At 53.0% G+C, this 20,852-nt stretch carries 16 protein-coding genes; 5 read left to right on the top strand and 11 right to left on the bottom strand.

What is annotated here, in order from left to right:
* Positions 1-38: 38 nt before the first annotated feature.
* Positions 39-872: an OmpA family protein gene (locus SH527x_RS18230; RefSeq protein ID WP_437192110.1), complete on the bottom strand. Its 834-nt coding sequence runs from the start codon at positions 870-872 to the stop codon at positions 39-41.
* A 591-nt stretch (positions 873-1,463) separates the two neighbouring features.
* Here SH527x_RS18230 and rpsD point away from each other — a divergent pair.
* The 4 genes from rpsD to SH527x_RS18210 all read left to right on the top strand — a co-directional run bounded on the left by rpsD (position 1,464) and on the right by SH527x_RS18210 (position 5,837).
* Positions 1,464-2,069 carry a 30S ribosomal protein S4 gene (rpsD, locus tag SH527x_RS18225; protein ID WP_437192109.1) on the top strand — a complete coding sequence of 202 codons (606 nt, stop codon included), beginning with the start codon at positions 1,464-1,466 and terminating at the stop codon, positions 2,067-2,069.
* 193 nt (positions 2,070-2,262) lie between these two features.
* Positions 2,263-3,441, top strand: a complete 1,179-nt coding sequence (mutY, locus tag SH527x_RS18220; protein ID WP_437192108.1) for an A/G-specific adenine glycosylase — start codon at positions 2,263-2,265, stop codon at positions 3,439-3,441.
* Positions 3,438-4,202, top strand: a complete 765-nt coding sequence (locus tag SH527x_RS18215; RefSeq protein WP_437192107.1) for a biotin--[acetyl-CoA-carboxylase] ligase — start codon at positions 3,438-3,440, stop codon at positions 4,200-4,202. The genes mutY and SH527x_RS18215 overlap by 4 nt, the downstream gene beginning before the upstream one ends.
* Before the next feature lie 252 nt (positions 4,203-4,454).
* The gene (locus tag SH527x_RS18210) at positions 4,455-5,837 is read left to right on the top strand and encodes a hypothetical protein (protein WP_437192106.1); all 1,383 of its coding nucleotides are present in this window, start codon (positions 4,455-4,457) and stop codon (positions 5,835-5,837) included.
* 107 nt (positions 5,838-5,944) lie between these two features.
* Here SH527x_RS18210 and SH527x_RS18205 read toward each other — a convergent pair whose 3' ends face one another.
* The 9 genes from SH527x_RS18205 to tgt all read right to left on the bottom strand — a co-directional run bounded on the left by SH527x_RS18205 (position 5,945) and on the right by tgt (position 18,697).
* Positions 5,945-7,372, bottom strand: coding sequence for an NAD-dependent malic enzyme (locus SH527x_RS18205; protein WP_437192105.1), 1,428 nt, complete (start codon positions 7,370-7,372; stop codon positions 5,945-5,947).
* Between the two features lie 196 nt (positions 7,373-7,568).
* Positions 7,569-8,243, bottom strand: a complete 675-nt coding sequence (locus SH527x_RS18200; RefSeq protein ID WP_437192104.1) for a CPBP family intramembrane glutamic endopeptidase — start codon at positions 8,241-8,243, stop codon at positions 7,569-7,571.
* Complete coding sequence (locus tag SH527x_RS18195) at positions 8,240-10,576, bottom strand: transglutaminase TgpA family protein (protein ID WP_437192103.1); 2,337 nt, start codon at positions 10,574-10,576, stop codon at positions 8,240-8,242. Before SH527x_RS18195 ends, SH527x_RS18200 begins: the two co-directional genes overlap by 4 nt.
* A 66-nt stretch (positions 10,577-10,642) precedes the next feature.
* Positions 10,643-11,992, bottom strand: coding sequence for a DUF58 domain-containing protein (locus SH527x_RS18190; RefSeq protein WP_437192102.1), 1,350 nt, complete (start codon positions 11,990-11,992; stop codon positions 10,643-10,645).
* Between the two features lie 312 nt (positions 11,993-12,304).
* A complete protein-coding gene (locus SH527x_RS18185; protein ID WP_437192101.1) occupies positions 12,305-13,510 on the bottom strand; it encodes a THUMP domain-containing class I SAM-dependent RNA methyltransferase in 1,206 nt (401 codons plus the stop codon).
* Positions 13,497-13,946, bottom strand: coding sequence for an ASCH domain-containing protein (locus SH527x_RS18180; RefSeq protein ID WP_437192100.1), 450 nt, complete (start codon positions 13,944-13,946; stop codon positions 13,497-13,499). Before SH527x_RS18180 ends, SH527x_RS18185 begins: the two co-directional genes overlap by 14 nt.
* 40 nt (positions 13,947-13,986) lie before the next feature.
* Positions 13,987-16,968, bottom strand: coding sequence for a protein translocase subunit SecD (secD, locus tag SH527x_RS18175; RefSeq protein WP_437192099.1), 2,982 nt, complete (start codon positions 16,966-16,968; stop codon positions 13,987-13,989).
* A gap of 159 nt (positions 16,969-17,127) precedes the next feature.
* Positions 17,128-17,490 carry a preprotein translocase subunit YajC gene (yajC, locus tag SH527x_RS18170; RefSeq protein ID WP_437192098.1) on the bottom strand — a complete coding sequence of 121 codons (363 nt, stop codon included), beginning with the start codon at positions 17,488-17,490 and terminating at the stop codon, positions 17,128-17,130.
* 94 nt (positions 17,491-17,584) lie between these two features.
* Positions 17,585-18,697 carry a tRNA guanosine(34) transglycosylase Tgt gene (tgt, locus tag SH527x_RS18165; protein WP_437192097.1) on the bottom strand — a complete coding sequence of 371 codons (1,113 nt, stop codon included), beginning with the start codon at positions 18,695-18,697 and terminating at the stop codon, positions 17,585-17,587.
* Between tgt and SH527x_RS18160 the strand changes: the two genes are divergently transcribed.
* Positions 18,683-18,862: a hypothetical protein gene (locus tag SH527x_RS18160; RefSeq protein ID WP_437192096.1), complete on the top strand. Its 180-nt coding sequence runs from the start codon at positions 18,683-18,685 to the stop codon at positions 18,860-18,862. The genes tgt and SH527x_RS18160 overlap by 15 nt on opposite strands.
* Positions 18,863-18,866: 4 nt before the next feature.
* Here SH527x_RS18160 and SH527x_RS18155 read toward each other — a convergent pair whose 3' ends face one another.
* Positions 18,867-20,597, bottom strand: a complete 1,731-nt coding sequence (locus tag SH527x_RS18155; RefSeq protein WP_437192095.1) for a proline--tRNA ligase — start codon at positions 20,595-20,597, stop codon at positions 18,867-18,869.
* Positions 20,598-20,852: the final 255 nt, after the last annotated feature.

Here is a 20,852-nt window from a genome sequence, read left to right as displayed (position 1 = left end):
GACAGTAGCTCCACCGGCAGGCGGGCAAACCTTCGATACTATTTCATCGACATCGAATTCTCTCGGCTTGCAATTGAAGCATCTGGAGCAAGAACAAACAGTTCAACCCGACGATTCTTGGCTTTCGAACCAGCATTCACATTCGGGGCAACCGGCTGGAACTTATTGTATCCCGCAACACCCATTCTCGGTTCAGCAACGCCGACCTTGGCAAGTTGCCGAACAACTGCAGTCGCCCGGTGTGCAGAGAGCTCCCAGTTTGTTTCGTGCTTTGCCCGAGTTTCAGGTCGCACAACTGACTCGTCATCAGTATGTCCTACCACGAGGATATTAAACTGTCTGGCGTCTGCCCCGTTCATAATACTCGCGAACTCCTGCAAGGCTCGATACCCCTCAGGGCTCAACTCGTTACTTCCGCTTTCAAAACTGATCTCTGCGTTAAACCGGCTGACTCCAGTAATCGGGTCGAACTCAAACTGTGGGTACTTGCGACACAGTTCCTCAAAGCTTCGATTCGGACGATTCCCATCTGGAGACGGCAGATTCGTCAACAGGTTACGATATTCATCATGAAGCTTCGATCGCTCGCTTGCCAGGTTCGTCAATCGCTCATTCGCGATGGCCAACTTCCCTTCAAGATCTGCGGCATGTGATTCGGCCATCATCTTCTCAGAAGACAACTGCGCGGCCATCTGCTGGGCAGACCCCAACTCCACTTGCAACATCTGACTACGGTTATAGGCATTCAAAGCCTGTAACTGTGTCTGACGCAACTTGGAACGTGGTCCCCCGAAGCCTGTCCCCAAACCTTGGCAACCAGTGAGTCCAACAAGTCCCCACAGAAGACAAAAGGTAATGCCGGATTTGGTCATGGATCGATTCCTATGAAGATTCAGGCGACCAGCATTCACTGCAACGCCAGCACAAGTGCTATTGAGTGGAAAAGTCATGTCCTTCGTCATCGAAGAACTCCTGAATCGAGGGACGCGCAATATGGGTTTCATTCGAGCGAGTCAGAAGAACTCTGACCGTCGGAAGAAATGTTTGGGAAGGAAAAACACGAAAGGCAGGTGGGACCGGAGAATTCCAGTCACGGTGGTGGGCTGGTTCTATTCGGAAAACTTCCTGATTCCTAGAGCTTTTACTCAAGTCTCAGCCCACGAATGCCGGGATTCTCGACTTTAATCAAAACCAAAAGAATCCTCCAAAACCCGCAAGTCGCTTACACCACTTCACTTACAACACCTTTAAAATTCTTCCAGCCAAAGCTGCACGTCCAGCAGCATGATCGGCACATTCAGCCGAATCCGCATTCAGAAGCTGCGCAAGAAAATACGATTCGTCCTCCTTGGGAGACCCTTGACGGATGCCACCGCACACGTCATAGTCTCCCGTTCCCCGTCTGGCGGGGAGTGTCGTATTGTCTGAAGTCTCGTTTTTGACGCCACCAGGATACTGAGTCGATGGGTCGTTACACCGGACCAAAAGCGCGTATTAATCGCCGCCTTGGATTTCAAGTCTTCGAAAACGCAGGGGCAGTCCGCGCGTTTGAGAAGAAAGAATACCCACCTGGTATGGCTCAACGTCGCCGCAAGACCAGCATTTATGGTCAAGCTCTGACGGAAAAACAAAAAATTAAGTTCTATTTCGGTCTTCGCGAAAAGAACTTGCGTAAATACTTCGACAAAGCGAAGCGTATGAAAGGGAACACCGGGGAAAACCTGATGATCCTTTGCGAACGCCGCTTGGACAACGTTGTCCGTCGTGCTGGATTCACAAGCACCCGTCCACAGTCTCGCCAAGGGATTGTTCACGGTCACTTCCTTGTGAACGGCCGTCGTGTCGACCGACCATCATATCAGGTCAACGCAGGTGACGTTATCACCGTAAAGAACCGTCCAAACCTGAAGAAGTTCTATGCAGAACTGTCATCAGGAATTGACCAGAGCGCAAGCTGGGTCAACTACGATAAAGAAGAACTGCGAGCAATCGTCACGTCGCTCCCAACATTCGACGACGTGAGCCTGCCAGTCGAAGTCGGTGCCGTGGTGGCATTCCTCTCTCGCTAAGCAGTTCGATTCGTGCGAAAAGTCGATCGTCACAATTGGTGGTCGACCTTTCAGCAGAATGGAAACACGAGCGGCCAGACATTTATGTCGGCCGCTTTTTTTATGCGCAAATTTGAATTCACACGCCGAGCGCCCACTCCACTGACGTTTACAGTCTGGTCAGAACCCGACAGCGGCTCGTAAAATCCGATCTATGTCGCCACCGAGAACACCATCTGGAAAGCAAACCACCAACTCTCACCCGTTGCTGGAACAATTTCCACCTGCGACACGTAATAGCCTCCGCCAAAAACTCAACCGCTGGTTTTCCAAACACGGGCGATCACTCCCCTGGCGAGAATCGCAAGATCCTTATCGTGTCTGGATCAGCGAAATTATGCTGCAACAGACAACAGTCAAAGCAGTTATCCCATACTACGAACGTTTTCTCGCTCGCTTTCCCAGCCTGCAATCTCTGGCAAGTGCATCAGAGTCCGATGTCCTTCAACACTGGGAGGGACTGGGATACTACAGTCGAGGCAGAAACCTCAGGCTGGCAGCTCAAAAAGTCGTGAACGACTTTGCTGGCGTCTTCCCCCGGCAACTCGACGAAATTCAGTCTCTCCCCGGCATTGGTCGGTACACCGCAGGTGCGATCAGTTCATTCTCGCACGACATCCCTGCCCCCATTCTTGAAGCAAACACACTGCGACTCTATTGCCGCTTGCTCGGATTCGATGGAGATCCCCGATCAAAAGCAGGTCAGGATCTTCTCTGGAAATTCGCCGAGCAGCTGCAACCCTCGGACAAGGCTGGGCAACTCAACCAGTCGCTGATGGAATTGGGATCACTCGTCTGCACTCCCGTTTCCCCTGACTGCGAGAAATGTCCGATCGCACAGCATTGCACAGCTTTCTCAGAGGGACGCCAACACGAAATTCCGGCACCAAAACAGCGCCCCCAAGTGACCGCAACCGTCGAGGCGACAGTTGCAATCAAACACAACGATCACTTTTTCATTCGCAAACGAACACCGGGTGAACGCTGGGCCGGGATGTGGGACTTTGTCCGTTTCCCTATCGAGGCCATCGAAGCAGACGAACCGCTCAAAAAGCTCATCTCCATCTTGTTACTCAAGGAATTGTCGCAAAAATCATTGGAACAGAGTTCCGTGAAAACGGGTACTCCCGTCCTGATTAAAGAGCTGAAGCACAGCGTCACCAGATATCGCATTCGCCTGCTCTGCTTTACTGCAGAAACACAGGAACCGTTGCTCCCGAGTATCAATCTGAGCGACATTGAATACAAATGGGTTACTCTCCCTGAACTGGCATCACTTCCCATGCCTGTCACAGGTCGAAAATTCTCCAACTATCTCGCATCGCAATCATGATCCGACGCGACGACATTCTGATGCAGACATTCGCGAAAGAAGTCGAGTGGTTCGAAACCATCGACTCGACAAACACTTACGCGATGCAACATGCATTTCCGGATGACTCACTTCCGAGAGTCATCGGGGCCAATTTTCAGACACGAGGACGTGGTCGCGGTGCACATAGCTGGTGGGCACAAGCCGGCTCGCTGACGTTCTCAATCGTGGTTCGTCCGGACCATTGGTCGATTCCGCCTGCACGTTGGCCGCTCATTTCTCTCGCGACCGGCCTGGGCATCTGCAACGCTCTGGAGTCACACAACTGCCACACCCGCATGCAGCTCAAGTGGCCAAATGACGTCTACGCCAACGAGCGAAAGATTTGCGGCATCCTGCTGGAAGCCCCCGCTGACCGCCCCGGGCAACTCGTGATAGGAATCGGTGTGAACGTCAACAACTCGACGAAGTCTGCCCCACCGGAGTTACTCAACAAGGCCATTTCATTATGCGACCTCCGGGGAATGGAATGCGACCTGACCGAAGTTCTTGTTTCCATTCTGAATGCGATCAATCATGAACTGGAAGCGATCGGCAATTGGGACTCGACTCTCATCTACCGGTTCCGTGAACGCTGCTTTTTATCTGGCCGAATCATCACGGTTCGCGATGCCACCGGAGAAATCAGCGGAACATGTCAGGGAATTGACGATGATGGAGCGTTACGTCTTATCACCGAACGAGGCCTCCAAAGAGTCTTCGCAGGCGAGGTTCTATTCTAGACTGCAGCGACACGCACTGCCGCCGGAACAGCAGTTGAAACAGCTATCACGGTAAGTGAAAGTGTAGCAGTCAGGAAGCATTCAGCAGCTCTAGCAACAGCAACGATCTCTGTTTCACGTTTTCCAGAAACTTCTCGGCGAAAAGCTCGTTTCTCCGGTCGCTGACATCCTGTGTGATAGCGTTGAGCTGTCACAGCTTGACGAGAAATGACTCGCCGAACGGGATTCGTCATGTTTTTCTGGAAGTGAACAATGATTAAATCATTTGTACTAGGCTTGTTGATTGGCGGCACCTCCGGACTGATGGCGATGCACTATCATCTTGTCCGAACACCAGAACGTCTTCTGTTGGTCTCACGCGTCCACCAGCCGCCGCTTCGCAGCATCTATGTCGACGCTCGAAGCTGGAATCCTGCGCGATGGCAACATTACCCGGAGCTCTCGGAAGCCATGGTCAAGGCGGGGCACCAGGAATTACTGACCCGCGATATTCCACGCGAAAGCCAAACTCCGGTCCTTCCAGCAGGGATTCAGCACCCTTCTCTGCCTGCACAGCCGGAACGCTTCCAACAGTTCAACGCGATTCCGCAAATCAACCACAGAGCTAGTCCGTATCGGAATCCACCAACTGCACAGATCACAACAGAAGTGGCAGCAGTTGAGGTCATGCCCCTGGCAATCGTGACGCCGATTCCAGATGGAGTTGAAGCCCCGACAACAAAGCTGATTCCGCGAACGATCTCAAAGAAGACACCTGCGATGCAGGTTGCAAAACCTGTGTCCGAGGTCCTTCCTGAAAGTGCTTCCGCGGTGTTGGACGCGGTTGAACCGGACTCCGCTCCCACTGAGAAGCAGAACTGGATGAAGTCACTCTTCGATTCGATTTTGCCGACCAAAGACTCTGCGGCAAACGTGACCATCCCTGAAAACCTACAAGTCTTCCTCCAACGGGTCGAAAAGGAATCCTTGCTCGCTACCAAGCGCGAAGAGCAGAGAATTCTTGCCGCGAACAAACCAGTCGAAGTGAAAGTCGCCCCAACAGTCGCACCTGTTCAACAAACTCCCGTCGCAGTCGCTGCAACAATTGAAAAAGCAGCGGTGGCAGCAGTTGCGGCCGCCCCGAAAGAGGCCACTCCAACGGCAGCGTCTGAGCAAATGATCGCCGCCAAGCCAGCTGAAATGGCACAACCTGCACCTGCCGCCATTGTCGCAGCGAAACCTGTCGCAGCAGTTGCCGCCAAGCCAATTGCAGCCGTTCCATCGAATCCCGTCACTGCAGTGGCCACTCAAACAACTGAAGTTGCCAAAGTCGTTGCCACAGTGAAGCCGGAACCAAAGTCAGCGGAAGCAACACGAGCAGAAACGAAAGCACCTGTCGTAGCAATCGCTTCAACACCAGCGACAGCGGTCGCGCCTCCGGTTGCAACAACCATTCCGGAAGCGCCTCCAGCTTGCAAACCGACCTTCACCGTGGTCCCGATGTCGAGTCCACTTCGAGAACTGACTCCTACACTGGCTCGACCGATCGCTGATCCATTGGCTACCGACGGAATCCCAGGTCAACCTACTGTGATCGCCGACGCAGAGTCATCGTTTCCAGCATCTCCCCGCCTGATCCGATCTCAAGTCAAATAATTAAATGCCACCAAAACAAATCCCCCGGAGTGCGGTCTCTTCCACTGCACTCCGGGGGATTTTTGTTTCAGTCGACTTCACAATCACAGCGAGTGTTTGAACTCGTACTACGTGCTTGACTGTGGAACCTGACTGCGTCTGGCAATTCCAGTCTCAATAGCAACACGAGCGACCGTCTCGGATACCGCTGTCGCGACACGCCGGTCGAACACACTCGGGATGATGTAGTCTGTGTGGAGTTCGTTCTCAGAAATCACATTCGCAATCGCATACGCTGCTGCAATCTTCACCTCTTCATTCACGTTCTTCGCGCGGACATCCAGCAACCCCCGAAACAGGCCGGGGAAGCAAAGAACGTTGTTGATCTGGTTTGGATAATCAGAACGCCCGGTGGCCATGACTCTCGCATACGGAGCAGCATCTTCAGGCATGATCTCCGGGTCAGGATTTGCGAGCGCGAACACGATGGCATCACTCGCCATCTTCGCCACATCCTCCTGCTTCAACGCCCCAGCAGAAGAGACACCGACAAACAGGTCCGCTCCAGAAATCACATCGCTCAGCGCCCCCTGACGCTGTTCCTCATTCGTGTGTTCTGCAAGCCAGACTTTGAGTGAGTTGATGGAATCGGTGCGACCGCGGTGAATGGCCCCTTGGCGATCACACACAATCATGTGCTTCACGCCGACAGACAGCAGCAGCTTGGCAATTGCGACTCCGGCAGCACCGGACCCGTTAATCACCACTCGAATCTGATCCATCTGCTTTCCAACGACCTTGAGCGCGTTGATCAAGGCCGCCAGTACGACCACTGCCGTTCCATGCTGATCGTCGTGGAAGACGGGAATATCAAGCTCTGCATGAAGACGTTCTTCGATTTCAACACATCGTGGCGAAGAAATATCTTCCAGATTGATGCCGCCAAACGTCGGAGCAATCGCTTTGACTATGCGGATAATTTCTTCTGTATCCTGCGTTGCCAGACAGATTGGGAATGCATCGACATTGGCAAACTCCTTGAACAGAATCGCCTTCCCTTCCATCACTGGCATTGCCGCATAGGGACCGATGTTTCCCAATCCCAGCACGGCCGATCCATCACTGACAACTGCGATCGTATTGCGACGAATTGTCAAATTCAGTGACGCGTCAGGATCATCAGCAATCGCCTTACAGACTCGGGCGACACCCGGCGTATACGCCATCGACAAATCGTCGCGGGTTTTAATCGGCACTCGAGATTTCACCTCGAGCTTTCCTCCCAGGTGCATCAGGAAGGTGCGGTCCGAGACATGCACAACAGTGACATCGCTCAGTTGCTTAACATCATTGACGATCTGTTCGCCATGCTCAACGTCGGTCGCCGAGATGGTCAAATCTCGGGTAATCACCCCATCACGACTGTCAACAAGGTCGACTGCTCCCAATGATCCACCGATCTGCCCGATCGCGGAGGTCAAACGCCCCAACGCTCCAGGTTGATCACGGTATTTAATACGAATAGTGATGCTATACGCAGGGCTAACATGCTTCACCGATCGCCTCCTGCTTCTCAGACTAAATAAGATTCAACGTAACTCTGCAATTGATCCCAAACCACAACGGCCAGGCAGACGCCAGACACTCCTGCACCAACAAGGGGACACTTCTCCTGAAATTCACGTCGCAGGCCAGTGCAATAGCGTGACCGACTTCCATCTTGCATTCATCTGCCAGCTTTGCAATTCGCATTTACGGCCAGTCAACGTCCTTTGTTGTATCAACCAGTTCGGCTGTCGTTTCCGCAAACGCTGGATCATCCTCTGATTCCGCAGTCGCCTCGGGTTCCACTGGATGAGTCAGGCGATAGTTGCGAGCAATCCACAGAAACGCCAGAAAATCGTACACAGAATGTGTGACCATCGGACGAAGCAGATTGTCACCACCTGGCCCCATTGCCAGCAGGCTCATCGCAACGCCTAAGGTTCCCGCCAGAATCGCATACTGAAACGAAACAGCATGCAACAGGCCAAACAAAACATTCACTGCAATCAACGCACCTATGGGATCAATGCGAGCAGCCCATGGTTCGAGGACACCACGAAACAACAGTTCTTCCGAGAAGCCCACGCCAATTGAGAGCAGTAGTAATGTCATCCAATGACATTCACTAAGAAATGGGCCCATAATCTGCTCGGCCTGCTTTCTGACATCCTTCGCCATCATTGCAATCACCATCATGATGAATGCAGCAACGGTCCCAACCAGAAACGCGTTTACTTCAAAATGCACTCTTGCAAACGGCTGGAGCCCGGACCACCAGACCAGCAGCACGCTCACCAAGTTCATCCCGACAAGCAGCACCAGAGATTGAATCAGGAAGATCAGTCCAAATGACGGCAACGTATAGTCGTATCGGCGGTTCACTTGGCGACCTCATTCTTCTCACTCAAAACCGCATCAAGTTGATTTAATTGTTGTTCAAGATGTCCTAAATCAATTGAGTTCAGTGACACCCCGCCAAATCGCACCTGATAGAAGGTTTCGATTAACTGTAAGGTCGCCTCAGATTGGTTCATGGCCTTCAGTCGGGAGTGGAGTTGATGTAATGCCATATCAGCAAATTCTCGCGCGGTCTGCGTTGGTCTCTGTTCAATTCCCTCCTTCCGCAGGATCGCCAGAAAGCGCTCATAGAACGGAACAATCCTCTGGGCGCGCTGCTTTGCGTCTGACTCACTGTTGTTCAAATTCCCCCAGCGTACGTAAATCCGGTACAACAATCGCCCGAGCCAGAACAAGCCAGACAACAGCAGCATCACAACAGCAGCCAGGACTCCCCCTTCCCAGCTGAACCAGCGGTCCGGATACATCACGATATCCCGGATTCGATGAAGCAATGCAGAGTCCCCTTCGAACAGGGATTTCGTCGTCTCAACAGTTTCCAAAGCGACTTGATACAGCGGCTGGTAGATCCGTGTCTGCTGGGTTTCCTGCGACAGATTGGCGAGTCTGGCCCACGCCGTTTCCGCATCCAACCACAGGATTCCCCAACCACCAGAGACTCCCTGCATCTTCTGCACATCAATGTCTCGCTCCGCGGGAGTGGGATCGAAAGTGATCCATTTCCCATCCAGAAACACTTCCACCCACGCATGTGCATGCAGCTGTTTCACAGTCAGAACACTCGTTCGGGGAGACCAAATCCCCCCCTTCATGCCAGTGATGACACGTGTTGGGATCCCCTGGGTTCGCAACATCACTGCCATAGCAGACGCAAAATATTCGCAATGCCCTTTGCGTCGGTTCACCACAAAATCAACGATGGGGTCAAGATTTGAATCCATGACGGTCAACTTCGAGGTGTATTTGAACCCGCCGTAATTCGTGAACCAGTCTTCAATTCTCTTGGCGATCTTTGCGTGGTCCTTCTCGCTGCCGACGACCCGTTCTGCCACCGCAGTCAGTTGCTCACATTGTTCGGGAACACGTGACAGCAAATGCAAATAACGGGCATATTCTTCAGGTGAGAATTGGCCATGTAATGGAAGCGGAGCATCTCCTTCAGATTCCAGATAGCGTTTTCGCCATTGAGCAAACCAGGTATCAGAGGGGGCGCCGTCTGTGTACTGAAAATAAGTATACGGCTGCGAGAAATTGCTATTCTGATTTCGCCTGACGACGTTGGAATACACGCCCATCATGACACGTTGCCGAGTATTCTCGGACTGTACTGCCAGGACATTGCCAAAGGTGAAAATATTCTCCACTGATAAAGGTTGAACATCGTACTGAATACGAATGCTCCCCTCTCTCGCGCCGAAGGAGATGCCCGCATAGGCCTCTTGTCGTCGACCGCGCCAGCGCCCTCCTTCATAGATTTCGAGAACGGCACCCCGAAACAATGGCTCATCGCCAAACAGCCGCTCTGCATCTTCTCTGGACAGCGGCAAATTCGTACTTGCGTGATAGGCCTGAACTTTCATCAGGTCCTTATCGTCTTCAAGAATCTCACCAAGATCCCCCAGTCGAACCTCATCGCTGAAACCGGTTAACGCCTGCCGTGATTGACCTAACCCTGCCAGCAGCGACGAATTCGCCCAGACGCGAGGAATCAGCAGAAAGAAGAGTGCGCCAATCAGTAATGTCTGCACGAAGACAAATAGGGTATTCCCCATGAACTGTGCCGAGATCAGACGAGTACTTGGCCCATGTGCGACACCGTTCCAGACTTGCCCGATCGCAGTGGAAGCACTTGCAGGCTGATCGCCAGTGACCCGGTCAACCAGCTCAGGCAATGGAAGTGATCGCGTGCTGCGATACAGCAGAAAGATTGACATCGTCCAGATTGCCAGCAATCCATATGCGGCAAGCCCGACACCGAACCAGATTGAGTACGTCAACATCGACGCCACTGCAATCTGCATCTGACACAATGCAAAAATCCAGAGATAGTGCCTTCCGGTCTTCTTCTGCAGCAGGAAAATCTGAATGAGATATCCCAGCAGGTGACCACCCACCCCAAGAACTGATTGCTGACGGAAGAAATTAAACTCTAAAATCGCGACCACGAACGCCAACAGCGATAAGGCAGTCGCCCCCAATGGACTGAGGGCGAACAGCTTCATGCGGTCAACAAACCACAACGAGATCACCGCCACAACAACGGTCATCGCCGGCCAGATCGACTCTTCTGAGCCGGCCAGAATCAAACTCGTAACACAAACGAGGAGCGTGACACTGAACTGAAAGATCACAAGCATTGGCGTTACTTTCGATAACTCTGATTCGCGAAACGAAAGATCGTCCGGTCGATCAACTGAGTCGAATCAATCCGAATCCGCGAAAACTTCGGCCAGTCCCGCCTGACTGCTCCCTAACACTTCCACATCAGGAGGAACGCCATCCTCCCAGTTCAACAACAGCTTTTGAATGACCAACGGACGTTGCGTCACAATGACCGTGCGACGCGAACGAATTCGTTCAGTCGAGATCAGCTGACGGAGGTGATCCAGCGAGTCTTCATGATTCGCAGTCAGAACTGCAAACGCATCGAGCAACGGATCTGGATCGCGTTCGACATCACCATGCCAGCTGAACGGTTCATCGCCAAGCAGTTCGACGTATAACGATGAGTGCCTGTTGGCATGCAACGACTCCATCGAAACCGTTGTGGCAAACCGCAGACCGCGTTCAAAATTCTCGATCTCAACTGAACTGGCATTCGCCGGCAACCAGGCATCGACAATCAGGTAGAGATCGCGGTCTCGAACTTCCTGATATTCAGCAACCATCAACTCATCCAGCCGAGCCGATGTCCGCCAGTGAATCATGCGGCGATCATCACCAACCCGATACTCTCGCAGCTGATGAAACTCATCCTGAAACGTTCCGGCAGATCCACGCGACTGATTCGAAAGCTCTTCGGAATTGGCTCGCTGACGTGTCCAGCCGGGTCGCAAGTGTCCGATGCGTGGATAGACCAGCATCTCCTGCAACTGATCACGATGGACACCACGTTGCACCAGCCCCAAAGGAAAACGGGTCGTAATATCAATACGAGAGAACTGATAGCGTCCCCGTTGCCTTGGTTCGAAATGATAATGTCCAGTCCCCTTCGATTTCGGAGGGACCTGGACAAAGAGGACTTCCGGATCAAGTGATTGAGACGAATGACTCACAGTATCAGTCACCATCATCAGTCGAGCAGAGATCCATGGAACACGGTTCTCAAGTGACAATGCGACTCCCACTGGTTCACCGGCCATTGTACGGGGAGGAATTGCTCTTCTGGTCAACGCTCCCTGTAACATGACGAACGTCAGCCATCCGTTCATCAAAAAAGCACCGACCATCAGCGAGAACACCATCATCAGCATGTTGGATCGTCCAAGAATTGATCCGCTGAAGATGAAGACTGTCAGAATGAGAAAGACAAGTCCTTCTCTGGGAAGCCGGAAGTAGTATCCCCGAGCCGCAAGGCGCGGCCAGATCTGGGACACAATATCTTTCAATCCCCAGACTGAGCACGAGATGCCTAGTGCCAAAACAGCGGCGTACCCCATGGGGCCCGTTCTGCGGAAGAACATTCCTGTCACAAGCTCCCAGCCCACCAGACTGAGACCAACAAGAATCAGCAGAGTGCCGAAGATAATGACGTTTCGATTGACGGAACTCATATCACGCCGCTTTCGAACATCGGAACGGACTATCCCGAACGACTCCACAGGGGAATCGTTTCTTGCACAGCCAGCAATCAGTTTATCGTGAATTGAAAACTTGGAAGACCAAGAATGTCACGAATCTGTCAGCCTGCGGGAAATGCTAACTGATCATAGATGGATTTGCCGTAAAAACGAGGCTTCTAAAAGATCAATCCCGGGTCCCGACGCCTCAAATCCGATTCAGGAAACATCACACAGCGAAAAGCCCTGCATCCTCACAAGTGAAGAAGCAGGGCCAGATGCCTGTCAGCAACAAATTCGCAAACCTTACTCGTCTCTCGATTCTGGTTCCGAACCCGAATCCGAATCCGAAGAATCATCCTCATCAGTTGACTCCATCCCCGGCGGCTTTGGCCCCAGATATTGATAGAGCGTGCAAGGAATTCGAGCATTGAACAATTTGCGACGACGATCAGCACGTCGCCCGAATTCTCGTTCAAAACGCTCGTAGGCCGTAAGGATATACAACGACCAGCTATCAAGCGGGCAAAGTAACTCGCCCATATCGTTATACAGCTCGCAGACCTCTTCTTCAGTTCCCATTCGTTCTCCGTACGGTGGATTGCAGATCACCACCCCGAAATCACGATTGGTCGGAAACTCAACGAAGTCTTTTTTCTCGAAATGAATGTCCGTCTCAACGCCAGCAATCTTCGCGTTCATCCTCGCGGTCTTGATGGCATCGCGGTCCCAGTCCGTCCCGATAATCGGCATCGCAAACTGTCGACGATCCTCAAGATCGCGAGCCTCCTGTCGGGCCTCTTTCCAGACCGATCGCGGAATCTGTGACCATTCTTCAGCAGCGAAATTTCGAACCCGTCCCGGAGCAAGGTTGCGTCCGATCATCGCCGCTTCAATTGGAATCGTTCCACTTCCGCAGAATGGATCGACCAGAAGACGGTCACGCTTCCAATAACTCAACATCACCATTGCCGCAGCAACGGTCTCTCGCAAAGGAGCACCACCAGAAAACTTCCGGTAACCGCGTTTGTGCAGCCCATCCCCAGTTGTATCGATCGTCAACAGCGCACGGTCGCCAATCATGCTCGCTTCGATGTTGAATTCAATCCCCGTCTCAGCAAACCAATGTCGTGAATGCACCTTGCGAAGGCGTTCAACAATTGCGCGTTTCACCATCTTCTGAGAGTTGGGAACACTTCGAATCGAAGAACGAACGCAACGAGCGGCAACCGGAAACTGAGCATCAACCGGCAACCACTGTTCCCACGGCAACTCTTTCACCGTATCGAACAGGTCATCAAAATTGCGGGCTTCGAATTCCCCGACAACAATTTGAACTCGTTCAGCACAGCGCAACCAGAGATTCGTCCGCGCAATGGCACTGAAGTCGCCACGGAAATGAACCCGCCCATCTTCAACAGTGGCGTTCTCATACCCTAAGGCTTTCAATTCACGTACAACGATCGCCTCCATGCCGAAAGCAGCAATAGCGACGAGATCAAGTTCCCCCATGACGACTCCGCGGGCGGGGCGATGTTCCGCGACGCTGGAACGGGTAAAACCACGGACCAAACGGCGGATATCGAGCCGGCCACAATTGAGGACAGCGCACTGCGCCACCCAATAACCAACTGTATTTCTCTTGTACCAGCATCGGCGGAACGCACGCCAGCGGGGCGTCTTCCGGACGAGAGGCACGGCAATCAAGAACTTCGATCGTGCCCACTATACAGCCACGTGGCAACGACTCACGAACCAGATTGTAGTCGTCGCACACCTGTTGCGTACAAGGCAACGACGAAAATCGTTTACTTGCGTACAAATAAACGCGACCACGAATTCGAGTCGGCAGATTCCGAATCTCGATCACTTTGACACCCTGCAAAATCAGCTCGGCCCAAGGTTGTTGAATACTCAGGCCGAGCTGTTGTTCGTCAGGACCGATCAAAGTCTGAACATCCCCAAAATTCTCTCGCAGGATGAAAACCCTACGCAGCGTTGCTTGCGGATGCTGGAGCTGGATTGCGATTCGTCAACCACAGCAAGACCGGGCTGGCGATGAAGATCGAGCTGAATGTCCCGATGATAATCCCCAGCAACAGACAGTACGCGAATCCATGAATCCCGTCACCGCCCAGGACATACATCACCAGCAACACGATCATGGTTGTGGTCGCAGTCAGCAATGTACGTGACAGAGTCTGATTCAAGCTCTCGTTCACCATCTTGTTGGTCAACAGCGGATTACGTCCACGGACTTCACGAACGCGGTCGAAGACCACGATTTTATCGTTCAGGGAGTATCCGATGATCGTCAGGAACGATGCCACGACAGTCAGGTTGATCTTAAAGTCGTCCAGCATGAACAACGTTCCGATCGGAGTTCCACTCAGGTAAGCACCGACCGCCAGAAGTCCCAGGGTCACCAGAACATCGAAGATCAGAGCAACACAAGCGGCCAGACCGAATGTCACGTGCTGGAATCGCACCCACAAGTAGGCCACGATCGATGCCAGACTCATCATGATTGCCCAGAAAGCTGCCTTCTGAGTATCGCCAGCAACTGCGGAATCGAAGGTATTGATCTCATCGAAGTGAGGCAGACCATTCCATTCTTTGACATAGGCGTCAACCATTCCCTGAGCGGCTTCAACTGGCACACCCTGAGCAAATCGCAGTCGGACTTCTTCGACTTTTCCGCCTTCTTGACCAACCCCATCAGCACTGACCAGCTTGCTGGCCCCTTCAAGTTTGGTCACATCCTTCAGGTAAGCGGCAGCCTGCTCTGCGATTGATTCTGGCAAAACTGCTTGCGACAGTTTGAAGGTCACGTCCTGTCCACCGGCGAATGGATCAACCACTGCTGGAGGAACTTCATTTCCTTCTTCCGTCTTAGCTGGTTCAGCCGCTGGAATCGCAGTCAGTGCAGAAGCCTGAACTGTCTGTTGAACGAGTTTCAACGGGCTATCAGCAAACGCATCGCGAATTTTTTCGCTCACGACGTGTGGGTTCGATTCAATCGTTCGCATGCGGAACAAGACCTGCTTATTTGCAGTTGAATCCAAAGTTAGACGTTCCAGTGACAGCGACTTTTCGAACTTCTTGTCGAGAGCTTCACGCACCTGATCAGCAGATGGCGCGTCGCCTTCAAACTTGAAGCTGACCATCGATCCCCCACGGAAGTCGATGTCCAGATTGTTTGCACCGCGAACAGCGACCAGTGCCAGTCCGGCCAGCATCAGCAGGACCGACAACCCACCAACCGTCCATCTCATCGAGACGAAGTCGAAGTTGGTTTTTGGCACGATGTTCAACATCTTCACGTCGGTCAACCAACGCTTATGTTCAGCAATATCGAAGATCAGACGACCGACATAAACCGCGGTGAACATACTGATCACAATCCCGATAAACAGTGTGACAGCAAATCCTTTCACCTGTTCGGTACCGACGTAATACAACACGACAGCAGTGATCAATGTTGTCACGTTGGAGTCGAAGATTGTTCCGAAAGCCTTTTCGAAGCCGTTCTTGATTGCCATTCGCAGGCTGGAACCACGTTGACGTTCTTCACGCATACGCTCGAAGATCAGAACGTTGGAGTCGACCGCCATCCCGATACTCAAAACGAGACCGGCGAAACCTGGAAGCGTGAAAGTGGCATCAATCAGAGACATTGCCCCCAGAACCAGAATCAGGTTCAGGATCAAGCAGATATCGGCGATGAAGCCGGCCTTGAGGTAGTAAACCAAGGTCACGACGAGAACTGCGATGACAGAGACAATCATCGCGATTGTCCCCTTACGCTGAACGTCAATCCCCAGCAACGGGCTCACAGTGAACTCGCTCACTGGTGTGCGAATCAGAGGAACCTGAAGAGCACCAGCGTCGAGAACGCCCAACAGCTCATCAATTTCAGTCTGGGTAAACTGACCTTCGATCACCCCTGTCGAACCGATCACAGCGTTGATGGTTGGTGCGGAGTGAATCTCTTCATTCAGAAGCACTGCCAGCCGAGTACGGAAGTTTGAACCTGGACGTGGCTGATACAGCGAAGTCAACTGCTGCATCAAATGTCCACCGCGATCAGTGAACGTGAAGCCAACGGCCAATCCACGTTCTGTCACGGTCTCTCGGACACTTCGCAGCAATTCCCCATCGATTCGCTGCTTTGGATCCGGATCGACAACGACCAGATACTGAACAAGTTGTTCGCCATTGCGTTCAACTGTACGTGTGTGATTTGTTGAGTCGGCACTGATCTTTGGCAGGCCGGTTGTCGAATCAATCGCAGAAGCACGCCATTTTCCAATCAGCTGTCCATTACGGCTGATTTCGTTGACGTCATCCCCCAGGCGATCTGCCAGCTGAATCAGGTCAGCGTGATCGACGGTTGTCGCGAGAACGGAAAACTCAAGTTTCCCCAGGTCGACGATCTTACGCTTGGTCGCTTCGATCTTTTCCTGATCTGCACCGGGAACGATCACTTCAATTCGATCGGCACCAACGCGACGAACGCTGACTTCCTCAGTCCCCGTCACGTTCACACGCTTACTGACGGCCCCGACCATCTTGTCCATGATTTCGCTGTTGATTTCCTTGCCGGCTGCTTCTGCAGCGGCACGGTCAACGGCGAATTCCATATTGGTTCCGCCAGCGAGGTCGATCCCGAGACTGATCGCATTTCGAGGATCCTCACCAATAATCATACGCGTCGCAAATGGCCAGATCGCCAATACGAGCGCGAACAGCACGATCCCAATCTTGGTTCCGTAGTCCCGCATCCGCAGGGCTTTGGCAATCAGATTCCCAACCAGGAATGGCACAACGACCACGGCGAGGATTGCCAGGAAGACAATCCACCCTTTCCAGTCGGAGACGGCTCCGCCAGTGGTGTTGGTCGTGGTTTCAGCGGCTTTTGCAACCGTCTCTTCAGCAGCGAGCAGCAGGTTCATACTGAGCGAATTCATCCCGAGTTACTCCGTCCCTGTCTCTTTTGCCAGCGTCTTGCTGCGTTGATCTCTTTACAACAAGTGGTGTGTACAACTGACCCGAACGCGCACACCTGACGTCGTTTTCTTCAAATCGCCTTTGTCAGCATCTGACAAAGGAATTCCTGACACCAAACGTTACTCGCCAGCTTTTGCTTTCGCAGCTGGTGGAGCGAGAGATTCTCGAATGGCGCCTGCCTGAAACTTGATTCGTGTGTTGTCGTCCACACGAAGTGTGACTTCTTTTTTATCTTCCGAAACACTGACAACCTGTCCCAGAACCCCACCAATCGTCACGACCGGATCGTTCTTTTTCAGGTTGGCAATCATCTGTTCACGGCGGTTCCGTTCTTTCACGTCTCCGCGCCCAAACAGCATCTGCACAATCATCATAATGATCAGACCACCGGTCATAATCACCAGAAATTGCCCCATCCCTGGTTCACCCGCAGGTGCAGCATCAGCCGCCAGCACAGTGCATCGACCCAGACATTCAATCATTGCGAAAAACCACAAACGAACAGAAAATGGAGCCAAAATCCGAACTCAATCTGTGCCTCACTATCCATCCAGAGGCACAGATGAAGCGACCAGTTTAGGGACCGGCCGCCGTACGGGCAAGATGGTCAAGCCGAAACTCCTGCGCGGAGTTTGACTTAATCGCCTCCCGTAGGTCGCGAATCAGTTGCTGGTAGTACGCAAGGTTGTGTACCGAAAGCAACATTGGTCCCAACATTTCTCCGACATGGAAGAGGTGCCGCAGGTATCCACGGCTGAACTGCTGGCAGGTCGGACAGGCACAATTCTCGTCTAAAGGCCGCGGATCCCGCTGATATTTCGCATTTCGCATCTTCACCGGCCCGTGACTGGTGAAGGCGGTTGCATTTCGAGCGTTTCGAGTCGGCATCACGCAGTCAAACATATCGACACCGCGTAACACCGCTTCAATAATATCGATAGGGCGACCGACTCCCATCAGATACCGTGGCTTGTTTGTTGGGAGAAACGGGACGGTCACGTCCAGCGTCGAATACATATCAGCCGGCGCTTCTCCGACGCTCAAGCCTCCGATGGCGTAACCCGGGAAGTCGAGAGGCAGCAATCCCTCGGCTGAACGCTCGCGCATCTGAGGGTTCGTCGCCCCCTGCACGATTCCAAACAGCGCCTGGTCCTCCCGCTTATGAGAATCCCGGCAAATCCGGGCCCAACGAGTCGTCCGATCCACCGCCGCCTGCAACTTCGACATCGGAGCATCATGCGGGGGGCATTCATCCAGACACATGATTACGTCTGCCCCGAGATCCTCCTGAATTTGCATCGCCCGGGCGGGAGACAGATCCAGCAAACTTCCGTCAATATGCGACTTGAAGACCACTCGGTTGTCGTCCATCTGCCGCAGGTCGGCGAGACTGAAGACCTGAAATCCGCCGCTGTCCGTCAGAATCGGGCCATCCCAGTTCATGAATCCGTGCAGCCCGCCGAGATCTTTGACCACACTTTCTCCCGGCCGCAACGCCAGGTGATACGTGTTCGCCAGAATCATCGTCGAGCCAATGGACTTCAACTCGTGAGGCCAAACCCCCTTCACTGTTCCCCGTGTTCCAACCGGCATGAAGACAGGCGTCTCCACGACTCCGTGCGGGGTCACAAATTGACCGAGTCGGGCACCAGAATTGGAATCAGTGTGATCGAGATGAAATTCAAACATGAATCAGGAGACTTCAATCGTTTCCAGACAAAGACCGCAAACCGAAAGCAGCTTGCCACTTCACCAGCGGTCCTGAACAGCAAGGAGACCAGTACTGCCATCACCGACAGCACTGGTCCCAAAGCGAATATTGGCATCAACGAAACAAACTTCACGCACCGCTGACGAATTACTTCGCCAACTCTGCCTTGGCCTGCTTCACCATTTCTGTGACCTCAGCAACCACAGATTCGAGCTTCACCAGGACGGGGTCAGCAGCGGTTCGCCATTTGACTTCGGCGACACCCTCCTTCAGACCTTTTCCGCCAATCACAACGCGAAGCGGGATCCCGATCAGGTCGGCATCCTTGAACTTAAATCCCGGCCGTGCGTCGCGATCGTCGATCAGAACGTCAACGCCGTTTTCTTTCAGCTGCTCGTAGACCTTGTTCGCCTCTTCGACAACCGTTGCGTCATTAACATTCAATGGCACAACGATGACTTCATAAGGAGCAACGGACATTGGCCAGACCAGCCCGTTTTCGTCATGACAGGTCTCTGCAAGTCCAGCGATAATACGGTTCACGCCGATCCCGTAGCACCCCATGATAATCGGATGACGCTGTTCCTTCTCATCGAGGTACGTCGCGTCCAGTGACACAGAGTACTTCGTTCCGAGCTTGAAAACGTGCCCGACTTCAATCCCGTGCACGAATCCAATTGACGCAGAACACTTCGGGCAAGGATCCCCTTCGACTGCATTTCGCAAGTCATAAGTGCCAGCCACTTGATAGTCACGACCGGGATTCACACCGGTCATATGCTGATCTTTGGCGTTGGCTCCGACAACAGCGTCTGCCACGGCGATCGCGTCAAAGTCGGCGATGATCTTGCATGCCAGGCCAATCGGACCTGCAAATCCAACAGGGGCCCCTGTCACTTTCTGAACAGTGGCTTCGTCGGCGAGTCCAACGTCTTTCGCACCAAGAGCACGGCGAACCTTACCTTCGTTCGCTTCATGATCTCCACGCAGAAGAACGGCAACTGGTGTGCCATCTGCAACATAGACCAGTGTCTTCACAAGCTGACTTGGCTGGATTTTCAGGAACTTAGAAAGCTGTTCGATCGTCCCCACATTTGGAGTATCAACCGTGGCGACAGCAGCAGTCCCCTGAGCCAGTGCCGGTGCAGTACGACCGGTATCAGCTCGTTCGAGATTGGCAGCGTATCCACAACCACCGCAACGAACGATGCTGTCTTCTCCGTTGTCAGCAGGAATCATGAACTCGTGTGATGCATCCCCGCCGATTGGTCCGCTTTCCGCTTCGACCGGAATCGCTTCGAGTCCGCAACGTTTGAAGATTCGAACATAGGCGTTGTACATCGCCGTATAAATGGCGTCGAGCTGCTCAATCGAAGTGCTGAAGGAGTATGCGTCCTTCATCAGGAACTCACTCGTTCGCAACACACCAAAGCGAGGTCGCTCTTCGTTACGGAACTTGGTCTGAATCTGATAAACGGTCAGCGGCAACTGACGATAGCTGCTGACATGCCGGGCGATCAGGTCCGTCACCACTTCTTCGTGAGTCGGCCCCAGTGCCATCGCAACCTTGTGATCTCGGCGCGTGACATTGAACTTGATCAACACGTTCCCGAACGCCTCGATTCGCCCAGTCCGTTCGAAGAGATCAATTGGCTGCAGGGCTGGCATGTGCAGTTCAACGGCACCGGCCTTGTCCATTTCATTACGGACAATTTCCTCGGCTTTGCGCAGTGCGCGATACCCCAGCGGCAAATAGGTATAGGCACCGGCCATCAACTGGCGAATCAATCCGGCGCGGAGCATGAGCTGATGGCTTGGAATCTCTGCATCAGCAGGGACTTCCTTCATGGTCGGAATAAAATTCTGTGACCAGCGCACGACCGTTCCTTCATCTTAACGTTCAAGACAGTTGACCACTCCAAATCACCAGAGCGGCAAATCATGATGCCGTCCTCCGGTTTTGGGAGTGCCGCGAATCATCCTGATTCAAAGGCACAATGTCGAGATTGACCGCAGAGAAATTCCCGCAGGCCAGAAAGACAGGCCAAATCCTGCGGCAGACAGCACTCGCGGTATCAGAACTCAGCGCCCGGGGACGACTCCCCTGAATAGCAGACCTGGAGCGACCTAAAA

The organism is Planctomicrobium limosum, from assembly GCF_051465645.1.
Taxonomy (GTDB): Bacteria; Planctomycetota; Planctomycetia; order Planctomycetales; family Planctomycetaceae; genus Planctomicrobium.
Note: the sequence above shows the minus strand (reverse complement) of the source record. Positions and strands in the feature narration are given on the sequence as shown.